Origin of the sequence: Sulfurihydrogenibium sp., from assembly GCF_028276765.1 — a bacterium.
In the GTDB taxonomy this organism is placed as follows: domain Bacteria; phylum Aquificota; class Aquificia; order Aquificales; family Hydrogenothermaceae; genus Sulfurihydrogenibium.
In genome coordinates, this window is sequence record NZ_JAPYVU010000054.1 from 1 (window position 1) to 10,388 (window position 10,388).

The following is a 10,388-nucleotide window of genomic DNA, read 5'->3' on the forward strand; positions in this document are numbered from 1 at the left end:
CAGTCTAAAACATCCTGAACGGTCTTAAAAGACCAATGACAGAAACTTGATCTGTCCTTCCTTTTTTCTCCCATGTCTGTAATTATTATAAAACTTATTCTCTTAAAGTTTAAAAATTTTTGGTATATTTAATATACGATGACAGAAAAAGTGAAAGCATGTTAACAATTACCTTATTTGTCATTTTGAGCGAAGCGAAGAATCTCATGTTTTTTCTTTTCAAGCCAAGAAATCAAAAAAGAGATCCTTCGTAATTCGTCCTTAAGATGGCAAGGAAAGGTAAATTTACAAAAATTTTGGAACACCCTCATTCTCACTTTATTTAAAAATGATGTTATAATTTTTATGAGGTTTAGCATGGATACGAAAATAAAGGTTGAAAATCTTACAAAAAAGTTTGGAAATAGAGAAGTTTTAAAGAATATATCATTTGATGTTAAAAAGTCTGAAGTCTTTGTTATTATGGGTGGTAGTGGTAGCGGTAAAAGTACCGTTATCAAACACATTATCGGACTTTTAAAACCCACATCAGGAAAAATCTATATTGATAACGTTGATATCACATCTTTAAAGGATACTGAATTAATAGAATTTAGAAAGAAAATAGGCTATCTGTTTCAAGAAGGAGCACTGTTTGATAGTTTAAAAGTTTGGGAAAACGTAGGTTTTTACTACTTAGAAAATACAAAAATGCCGGAAAAGGATATATACAACCTTGCAAAAGAAAAGCTTGCACTGGTTGGTTTAAAAGATATAGAAAATTTATATCCTTCTCAGTTATCAGGTGGTATGAGAAAAAGAGTCTCCATTGCACGGGCAATTTCTTACAATCCAGAAATCATACTCTATGATGAGCCATCTTCCGGACTTGACCCTGTAACTGCTGCAATGATTGATAAATTAATTTTAAAGCTTAGAGATGAGCTTGGAGTTACTTCTATCGTAGTTACCCATGACCTTGAAAGTGCTTTTAGCATTGCAGATAGAATAGCTATGATTCATAAAGGTGTTATTTATGCTATCGGAACGCCTGAGGAGATTAAAAACCATCCAGACCCAATAGTTCAGCAGTTTATTAGCAGAAGCCCAGAAGGTCCAATAACGGAAGAGTTGATGAAAGAGCTTAATAACAATCTTAAAAAATAAAGGAGGCATTTTTTCTTGGGTTGTAAATGGAAAGGAATCATAGAAGCATACAGACAGTATCTACCGGTTAATGAAAATACTCCAATCATAACACTTCATGAAGGAAACACACCGCTTATAAAGGCTGATAATTTATCAAAAGAAATAGCACCAAACTTAAATTTACAGATTTATTTAAAATATGAAGGACTTAATCCAACCGGTTCTTTTAAAGACCGTGGAATGACTATGGCAATTTCAAAAGCAAAAGAAAATGGAAAAGAAGCTGTAATCTGTGCATCTACCGGAAACACTTCTGCATCTGCTGCAGCTTATGCAGCAAAAGCGGGAATGAGAGCATACGTTTTACTTCCAAAAGGAGCCGTTGCCATAGGAAAATTATCCCAAGCAATGGTATACGGAGCAAAAATAATAGCGGTTATGGGAAATTTTGACGATGCTTTAGAAATTGTTAGAGAAATAGGAGAAAAATATCCTGTTGAAGTTGTAAACTCTGTAAATCCTTACAGAATAGAAGGACAAAAAACAGCAGCATTTGAAATTTGCGATTACCTTGAAGAAGCACCAGACTTTCATTTTATACCCGTTGGTAATGCAGGAAACATTACAGCATACTGGAAAGGATATAAAGAATACCATCAACTTGGAAAGGTTAAAAAACTTCCAAGAATGATAGGATGGCAGGCGGAAGGAGCAGCACCAATTGTAAAAGGATTTCCTATAAAAAATCCACAAACAATAGCAACAGCAATTAAGATAGGCAATCCTTACAGCTGGCAGCCAGCACTACAAGCAGCAAAAGAAAGTGGTGGTTTTATAGACGCAGTCTCTGATGATGAAATTTTATATGCTTACAAACTTGTAGCATCAACGGAAGGTGTATTCTGTGAGCCGGCATCTGCTGCATCAGTGGCAGGAGTGATAAAATCTGTTAAAAAAGGTTTATTTAAAGGTGGAGAAGTTATCACTTGCACACTTACAGGAAACGGACTTAAAGACCCGGACACAGTAATAAAAGCAAGCGAAAAACCAGTAGAACTTCCACCAAACTTAGAAGAGATAGCAAGATTTTTAGAACTGATATGAAAAATATCCTTGTCGTAGGACTTGGAGCTGTTGGAACAATATTTGCTACCTTTTTAAAAGAATCAAAGCATAATGTTTACGGCTTAGTAAAAGATCATCATGTAGAGTTTTTAAAAGACAATACTTTACAAGTTGAAGGAATTTGGGGCAACCATAAAGCAAAGCTTGATCTAATAACATCTAACATAGAAGATTTAAAAGATATAGATTTTGATTTAATCATAGTTGCCGTTAAGTCTTTTGACACAGAAGAAACTATAAAAAAGATACTTCCGCTTATAAAACCAAAAACCAAAATACTATTGACCCAAAACGGCTATGGAAACTATGAAACAGCATCAAAATATATAAACAAATCAAAAATTTTACTTGGCAGAGTGATTTTTGGCTCAAAATTAATTGAACCTTTTCATGCTTACATAACCGTAAACGCAGATGATGTAAGAATAGGACAGCCGGAGAATCTATTAGAAGACCAAGAAGTTTTAGATGTAGTTTGCACAATAAAACATGCCGGCATTCCTGCTTCTTTTTCTAAGGATGTTTATAAAGTCTTATGGGATAAGATACTTTATAACTGTGCGTTAAATCCTCTTGGTGCGTTGCTTGAGTGTAGTTATGGAACGCTAAAAGAAAATAAAGAAACAAAAGAAATAATGGATTTAATCATCGATGAAATCTTTCAAGTGGCAAAACTAAATAATATACAGCTAAATTTTGACAATCCGGAAGATTATAAAAAACTGTTTTACGAAAAATTAATTCCACCAACAAAAGACCATTTCCCATCAATGTATTACGACCTGAAATCGGGTAAAAGAACAGAGATAGACGCTTTAAATGGTGCTATTGTAAAGCTTGGTGAAAGTGTAGGCTATCTGCCAAAGGTTAATTTTACGATTACAAATTTGATTAGATTTAGAGAAAAGAAATTGATAAATAGGTAAAAAGTGAGTAGGGGGTGGTTCTTGAATCGTCTGTATAATTTACTCATTATTCGTTGCTTTGTATGTCAAGAGGATTTTATTCTGAAGAATCGTCTTTAGATTTACAAAAATTACTAACTTTTTACTAATGTCTTGGTGAAAAATTAGCGATTTTTATAAAATTTAGATTTAGAAAAGTAAAGTATCGTCATTTCCGCAGCCGGTAAAGAATCATCTCCTACTTTACTAAATTTCTTAGCCAACATATTAGATAAAAAGATCCTTCGGACTAAAGTTCCTTAGGATGATAGACAAGAGCAAGCTTACAAAAATTTTAAAACACCCTCCGGACGCTTAAAAAACTATCGACAATGACAAAAGACGATAAAATTGTATTCACTACAACTAATAAAAATTCAAAAAACTTTCTACGCACCATTTCACCACGGATTTATTCTTCACTTTCAAAGTCAAAAATTATACGGGCTTCTTTTGTCCGGCTTTAACATTGATATTGGCTTCCTACCCCTAAATCCTTCATACACACCGTGCCAATACATTATTTCATCTTCATCCTCTTTCCAGCAAAGAAGTATTTCTTCCTCTCCGTTTTTTGCCGGAAAATCAATTAAAACTGGGTCAACACCTTTTACCATTACTCCAAAATTTTGAATAGTATCAACAAGTTCTTTAATTTCATCATCTAAGATTTGGATTTTGCTTTTTGCATACATGTATTCAAGCTCTTCTAAATCGTTTTTTTCAGACAATTCTTTCAATTCTTCGTATTTACTGACCAAACTATAAATCTCTTCTCTTTTTTCTATGATTTCTTCAACTAATACTTTTATTTGAGGTAATATAGCATTTGCTTCTTTTACTGTAAAATATCTCATTATCATTTTATATACTCCTGTGCCGACTTTTCCATTTAAATTATATCAAAAATTCAGGTTATCAATTATGATAGAAAAGTGCTCCAAAATTCTCCTAAGCTTACATTTTCGTGTCGTCCTAAGCCGTTGGCCGAAGAACCTCTTATTTTAAAAAACGATAAAAAAGAGATTCTTCGCTTCGCTCAGAATAACAATCTTGATTTTTGGAACAGTCTCTGTAGAATCTTAACTTACTTGAAGGTTTTGGATGATGTTAATACTTTTTTTGATAACTTACTAAAATTCACATTATTTGATACTTCGGCAATTACTAAATGTAATAAACTCACGTTTATCTCTATTATTTTTCTTGGTTTTGGCATTATTTGTCATTCTGCGGCCGGCAAAGAATCTCCTACTCTTATTAAATTTCTCACCCGACGTATACGATAAGATATTAAGCAAAAAAGATTTCTAAGAATATTTTGGGACAATTTGGAATGAGAACAGATGAGTTTTTAAAAAAAGCAAGTGAAGAGATAGAAGAAACAGAAAAAAAAGATATAAATCCATTAGTTGGTATCGTAAAAGAAGAGAAAAAATCAATAAAATTTAAAATAATAGTTATTTTAGTTATACTTTCTTATATCGTTATTGGCTATCTATTTTATGATTATCTAAAAAATAGAAAGTCTGAGATTAAAATTGTTGAAGATTTTATTAATTCGGATGTGTTAATAAATGAACTTAGTGAAAAGTTAAAAAATGTAGATTTAGCCATCAATAATGAGATAAAAACAGATGAAGAATTAATAAAAAGTATACAAGAACAAAGCTTAAATTTACCACCAATAAATCAAGTAGTAAAGCAGCCAATAAATTTACCGCCGATAAATTTACCTCAACCTCAAACACAAGAAGTTAAAAATTCAGTCCAAACACCGATTGCAAGTAGATACGACTTTTTTAAAAATAAAGCAGTTGAATATGAAAACATCGGTAATTATAGATATGCTATTTTCTTTTATTTAAGAGCTTTTGCTGAAAATCAAAGTGATTATAAACTTAAATATAAAGTAGCAACTCTTTATTATAAGCTTGGACAAATACCACTTGCTATCCAATCTGCAAAAGATGCTCTTTCAATCAAGGAAGATTATATGCCTGCCATAGAATTTTTGATCTCTCTATATAATAGTGGTTATGAGATTGATGGATTAGAGAATATTTTAAAAAAAGCTTTAGAAAAATATCCAAATGATAAAAATATAATCTTAGCCCTTGCAAAAATTTACCAAAAGAATAACAATACTACTGAATATCAAAAATTGATGGAGAAGTTGCAAAGTAGCAAATGAACTACATAGATGAATTATATTTAATCATTACAGATGAAAATTTAAAGATAAAAAGAATTAGTGAAAGTCTCTTAGAACTTCTTGGTTATGAACATTTTGACTTAATAGATGAAAATCTTAATAAATTTACAGATAGAAATATTAAAGAATTTTTAGACCAAAAAGAATTTGTAATATTTCTAAAAAGCAAAAGAGGAATTCAATTTAAAGGCTATTTTAAAACCACAGTCTTGTATGATTATTTCAACAATCCAAAAGGATATCTATTCCAATTTTTAGAGACAAAAGATGAAAAGATAGACGAAGATTTTATGGTCTTTAACACCCAAAACATAAAGATGAAAAAAATCTTAGAAAGGGCTTCTTTGGTAGCTCAATCAGATGTATCTGTTTTAATTTCTGGAGAAACAGGAACAGGAAAATCAAAGCTTGCTAAATGGATTCATTTAAACAGCGTTAGAAGTAGAAATAATTTTGTATCAGTAAACTGCTCAGCCATTCCGGATACACTTTTTGAGTCAGAATTTTTTGGCTATGAAAAAGGTGCATTTACCGGAGCTGTTAGCTCTAAACCTGGTAAAGTTGAGCTTGCAGACGGCGGAACATTGTTTTTAGACGAAATTGGTGACCTTTCTTTAACTTCCCAAGCAAAGTTATTAGTTTTTGTAGATACGAAAGAATTTGAAAGACTTGGTTCAAGCAAACCAAGAAAATCTGATGTAAGAATAATTTCTGCTACCAACAAAGATTTGGTTAAAGAGATTCAGAATAAAAATTTTAGAAGTGATTTATTTTATAGATTGTGCGTGGTTAGAATAGAAATTCCACCTCTAAGGGAGAGAAAAGAAGATATTCCTTTGATAGTAAACAGTATTTTAGCTAAGAAAAACAAGAGAATTACGCAACGAGCTATGGATGTGATAGTTTCAAAAGATTGGTATGGTAATGTTAGAGAACTTAGAGCTTTTTTAGAAGCAGTTAGCATTTTCACAGCCAACAAAGAAATTATAGACGTGGAAGACCTAAACTCTGAATTTGTTCATTTTTCAGAGGAAGGAAATATAGAAATTTCAGAAGAGGTTCTTTTTAATGAAGAAAAAAGGATAGTAGAAGCATTAAAGAAATCAAAAGGAAATAAACGCAAAGCTGCTAAGCTTCTTGGAATCAGTCCTGCTACCTTGTGGAGGAAAATAAAACAATATAAGATTGAAATATAAGAATTTAAGAATGTTTCAAATCTTTTTAAAGTGAGAAGTAAAAGGTAGAAATAATGGTGTTGATTTTTGCAAGCCATTGACGTGTTTTAAAAATGCTATAATAATAAAATCATAAAAACATAAGGAAATATGGCAAAAATGAAAAAACTTTTCAAAAATCCTGTTTTTATTATTGTTCTTCTTACTTCTTTGATGGGATTGCCATTTATAGCGTTTTTGCTTGATAAATACTTATTACATATGTCAAATCCATTGCTTTTCTTGGCAGAAATTAGCATAATAGCTCTTGGTACTACATCTGCAATAATAATATTATTATTTTTCTTTAAATAGGAGGTTTATGATGAAAAAAATTTTAATTTTAGGATTTGGCAGTATATTTTTATTTTCCTGTGCGTCTGAAGATAAAATAACTATATTACAGAGAGAATTACTAAATTTAAGACAAGAAGTAAATGAATTAAAAGATAGGACTAATGACAACACAGAAAATATAAAAAACATCAATGCTCGCTTAGATAAACTTTCTCAAAAAGTTGCAGAAAATTCAGCAGATATAGAAAAATTGAAAATGACAAGACAAGCACCTATACCTTCACCGACTTCGCAAACCCCACCACAACCGCAGGAAATCAAGAGAGAAGGAAAAGAAGAAGTTACTGTTCCACAAAATGATAAGCAATTGTATCAATATGCTTTAGACTTGTATTTTAAAGGAAATATAGAAGAATCAAGAAAAGCTTTTACAGAGTTTCTTAAGAAATATTCTGATTCTGACCTTTATGGAAATGCAATCTTCTGGGCAGGTCAAACTTTTTATGCAGAAAAGAAATACAAAGATGCAATTGATATTTGGGAAATATTCTTAAAAAAATGTGATGAAGGAAAGATTAAAAAATGTAATAAATATCCAGATGCAATGTTAAAACTTGGATACTCTTACATTGAGCTTGGAAATGTAGAAAAAGGAAAACAGTATTTACAGGATTTAATAAATAAATATCCAGATTCAGAGCCAGCATCTTTTGCAAAGAAAAAGCTTGAGGTTCTTAAGTGATAGAAAATCTGTTTAAGATACCTGAACATGTTGCCATCATCATGGATGGAAACGGCAGATGGGCTAAAATGAGAGGTCTGGATAGAGTTTATGGTCATAGAGAAGGTGTTAAGACTGTTGAGAGAACAATAAAATTCGCTAAAAAGGTAGGTATAAAATATCTTACTTTATTTGCATTTTCAACAGAAAACTGGCAAAGACCCATAGAAGAAGTTAATGCAATAATGCAGTTGTTTGTAGAATATATTCATGAAAAACTACCGTTTTTGAAAGAAAATGATATAAAGCTTTTATTTATGGGAAGAAAAGAAGGTCTATGGGATAGTGTTTTAGAAGCTATGAAAAAAGCTGAAGATGAAACTAAGAATTGTAGTAGCCTTACGGTTATCATAGGACTAAATTACAGCGGAAAGGCTGAGATTGTTGACGCTGTAAATAAAATACTTAAAAGTAATGCTGAAAAGATCGATGAAGAAAGTTTTAGAAATTATCTATATCTTCCAGAAATTCCAGACCCAGATCTGTTAATCAGAACAAGCGGAGAGAAAAGAATATCTAATTTTCTACTATGGCAGCTTGCCTACACTGAGCTTTACTTTACCGATGTTTTATGGCCGGATTTTGATGAAGAAGAGTTTTTGAAAGCTCTTTATGATTATCAAAGCAGAGATAGGCGTTTTGGAAGAGTATGAAAGAATTCATTAAAAATTTATTAATTACCTTTGGAGTTATTCTTTTATTCTTTTTACCATTTCATCTTATAAAGCCATCGAATTCAAAGAATGAATATCCAATAAAAACCTTAGATATAAAGAACCTTGAACCTGCCATTGGCGTTGAAGGTGGAGAGCTAAAAAGGTCTTTGTCTGCAGATGCTAAAACGTTAAATCCGGTAATGGCACAAGAGACGAGCTCAACGGCAATAATAGGAATGTTGTTCAATGGGCTTACGAAAACAAATGTTAAAACACTACTACCAGAGCCAGATTTAGCAGAAAAGTGGGAAGTAAACAAAGACGGCACTGTATGGATTTTCCATCTAAGAGATGCAAAATGGTTTGATGGAAAGCCGGTCTCTGCCGATGATGTAGTCTTTACGTATAATCAAATTTACTACAATCCAAACATTCCATCTTCAGCTAAGGATGTTTTGACAGTTGAAGGCAAACCTTTTAAAGTGGAAAAAGTAGATGATAAAACAGTTAAATTTACACTTCCAAAGCCTTTTGCTGTTTTCTTAAATGCAGTTTCACAGCCAATTTTACCAAAGCATGTGTTAGAAAAATCAGTCAAAGAGGGAAAATTTCCATCTACTTGGACGGTTAACACAGACCCAACCCAAATAATCGGAACAGGTCCATATAAGCTTGTAAAATACGTTCAAGGTCAGTATGTAATATATGAAAGAAACCCTTATTACTGGGAAAAAGATGAAAAAGGTCAAAAATTACCATATATAGTATCTATAAAATCACAGATAATAAAAGACCCTGATGTTTCTTTAGTTAAATTTTTGTCAGGAGAGTCTGATATATACGGCGTAAGAGCTACCGATTTATCTAAGCTTTTAGAAAATGCAAAAAAAGGAGATTATACAATCTACAATCTTGGGGCTACACCTTCTACGTTGTTTTTATTTTTTAATCAAAATCCAAAAGCACCGATTGAAAAATACAAATTAAAATGGTTTCAAAACACAAAATTTAGACAAGCTATTTCATATGCAGTTGATAGGGAAGGAATAAAAAATATAGTTTACAATGGACTTGCAACGCCAATTTACACGGCAGTGACTCCGGCAGACAGAAGGCTTTATGATGAAAATTATTATCCAAAATACCCGTACAATCTTCAAAAAGCAAAAGAGATTTTATTATCTATCGGGTTTAAAGAAGGGAAGGACGGGTATTTGTACGATAATGAAGGTCATAAGCTAAGCTTTACGCTTATAACAAATGCAGGGAATAAAGAAAGAGAAGCAATTGGAAATATTTTAAAAGAAGATTTAAGAAAGATAGGGATTGAAGTAAACTTTCAAGGGCTTGATTTTAATAACTTAGTCTCAAAGCTAATGTCTAACTATGATTTTGAAGCTGTAATCATTGGATTAACCGGAAGTATGGACCCATATTTTAGCCAAAATGTATGGCTTTCGTCCGGTCATATGCATATGTGGAATCCAAAACAACAAAAGCCGGCTACTGATTGGGAAGCTGAAGTAGATAGACTTTTTAACCTTGCCGCTGTAGAGCTTGACCAAAATAAAAGAGACGAGCTTTACAAAAAAGCATTTAAAATCATCGGAGAACAACAACCCATGATTTTTATAGTTGCACCGCAGGAAATGGTAGCAGTAAGGAATAAGCTAAAAAATGTTTTTCCTACTGTTTGGGGCTGGTATAAAGATGAGTATGTTTATATAAAAGAGTGAGAATATGAAAAAGTGGTAATTCTCAAAGAATTTAAAAAGGAGATACTTCGGACTAAAGTCTTCAGGATGGCAAAGAACGACCCAATGGTGTCATCGTATATTAAGTATACCAAAAATTTTTAAACTTTAAGAGAATAAGTTTTATAATAATTACAGACATGAGAGAAAAAGGAAGGACAGATCAAGTTTCTGTCATTGGTCTTTTAAGACCGCTCAGAATGTTTTAGACTGTCCTTCCTACAACTTCCTAAAGCCTGAATCAGAACATTAGGCTTTTAAGCCTGTATTGATT

10 protein-coding genes are annotated in these 10,388 nt (G+C 32.0%); 9 read left to right on the top strand and 1 reads right to left on the bottom strand.

The window, feature by feature from the left end:
• Positions 1 to 357 precede the first annotated feature (357 nt).
• The 3 genes from Q0929_RS07855 to Q0929_RS07865 are packed head-to-tail and all read left to right on the top strand — an operon-like array spanning position 358 to position 3,179.
• Entirely contained in the window at positions 358 to 1,146 is a 789-nt protein-coding gene (locus Q0929_RS07855; RefSeq protein WP_299239508.1) for an ABC transporter ATP-binding protein, read from the top strand.
• 15 nt (positions 1,147 to 1,161) lie between these two features.
• Entirely contained in the window at positions 1,162 to 2,232 is a 1,071-nt protein-coding gene (thrC, locus tag Q0929_RS07860; protein WP_299239510.1) for a threonine synthase, read from the top strand.
• Entirely contained in the window at positions 2,229 to 3,179 is a 951-nt protein-coding gene (locus Q0929_RS07865) for a 2-dehydropantoate 2-reductase (RefSeq protein ID WP_299239512.1), read from the top strand. Before thrC ends, Q0929_RS07865 begins: the two co-directional genes overlap by 4 nt.
• 449 nt (positions 3,180 to 3,628) lie before the next feature.
• On the opposite strand, the gene Q0929_RS07870 is transcribed toward Q0929_RS07865, so the two are convergent.
• Positions 3,629 to 4,060 carry a DUF2203 domain-containing protein gene (locus Q0929_RS07870; protein WP_299239514.1) on the bottom strand — a complete coding sequence of 144 codons (432 nt, stop codon included), beginning with the start codon at positions 4,058 to 4,060 and terminating at the stop codon, positions 3,629 to 3,631.
• Positions 4,061 to 4,533: 473 nt separating this feature from the next.
• On the opposite strand from Q0929_RS07870, the gene Q0929_RS07875 reads away from it, so the two are divergent.
• The 6 genes from Q0929_RS07875 to Q0929_RS07900 all read left to right on the top strand — a co-directional run bounded on the left by Q0929_RS07875 (position 4,534) and on the right by Q0929_RS07900 (position 10,096).
• A complete protein-coding gene (locus tag Q0929_RS07875; RefSeq protein ID WP_299239515.1) occupies positions 4,534 to 5,391 on the top strand; it encodes a hypothetical protein in 858 nt (285 codons plus the stop codon).
• The gene (locus tag Q0929_RS07880) at positions 5,388 to 6,608 is read left to right on the top strand and encodes a sigma-54 dependent transcriptional regulator (RefSeq protein ID WP_299239517.1); all 1,221 of its coding nucleotides are present in this window, start codon (positions 5,388 to 5,390) and stop codon (positions 6,606 to 6,608) included. Before Q0929_RS07875 ends, Q0929_RS07880 begins: the two co-directional genes overlap by 4 nt.
• A 129-nt stretch (positions 6,609 to 6,737) precedes the next feature.
• Entirely contained in the window at positions 6,738 to 6,941 is a 204-nt protein-coding gene (locus Q0929_RS07885) for a hypothetical protein (protein WP_299239519.1), read from the top strand.
• A 10-nt stretch (positions 6,942 to 6,951) separates the two neighbouring features.
• On the top strand, positions 6,952 to 7,665 hold the full coding sequence (gene ybgF, locus Q0929_RS07890) for a tol-pal system protein YbgF (protein WP_299239521.1): 714 nt from the start codon (positions 6,952 to 6,954) through the stop codon (positions 7,663 to 7,665).
• Complete coding sequence (locus tag Q0929_RS07895) at positions 7,662 to 8,357, top strand: isoprenyl transferase (protein WP_299239523.1); 696 nt, start codon at positions 7,662 to 7,664, stop codon at positions 8,355 to 8,357. The genes ybgF and Q0929_RS07895 overlap by 4 nt, the downstream gene beginning before the upstream one ends.
• The gene (locus Q0929_RS07900; RefSeq protein ID WP_299239524.1) at positions 8,354 to 10,096 is read left to right on the top strand and encodes an ABC transporter substrate-binding protein; all 1,743 of its coding nucleotides are present in this window, start codon (positions 8,354 to 8,356) and stop codon (positions 10,094 to 10,096) included. The genes Q0929_RS07895 and Q0929_RS07900 overlap by 4 nt, the downstream gene beginning before the upstream one ends.
• Positions 10,097 to 10,388 lie beyond the last annotated feature (292 nt).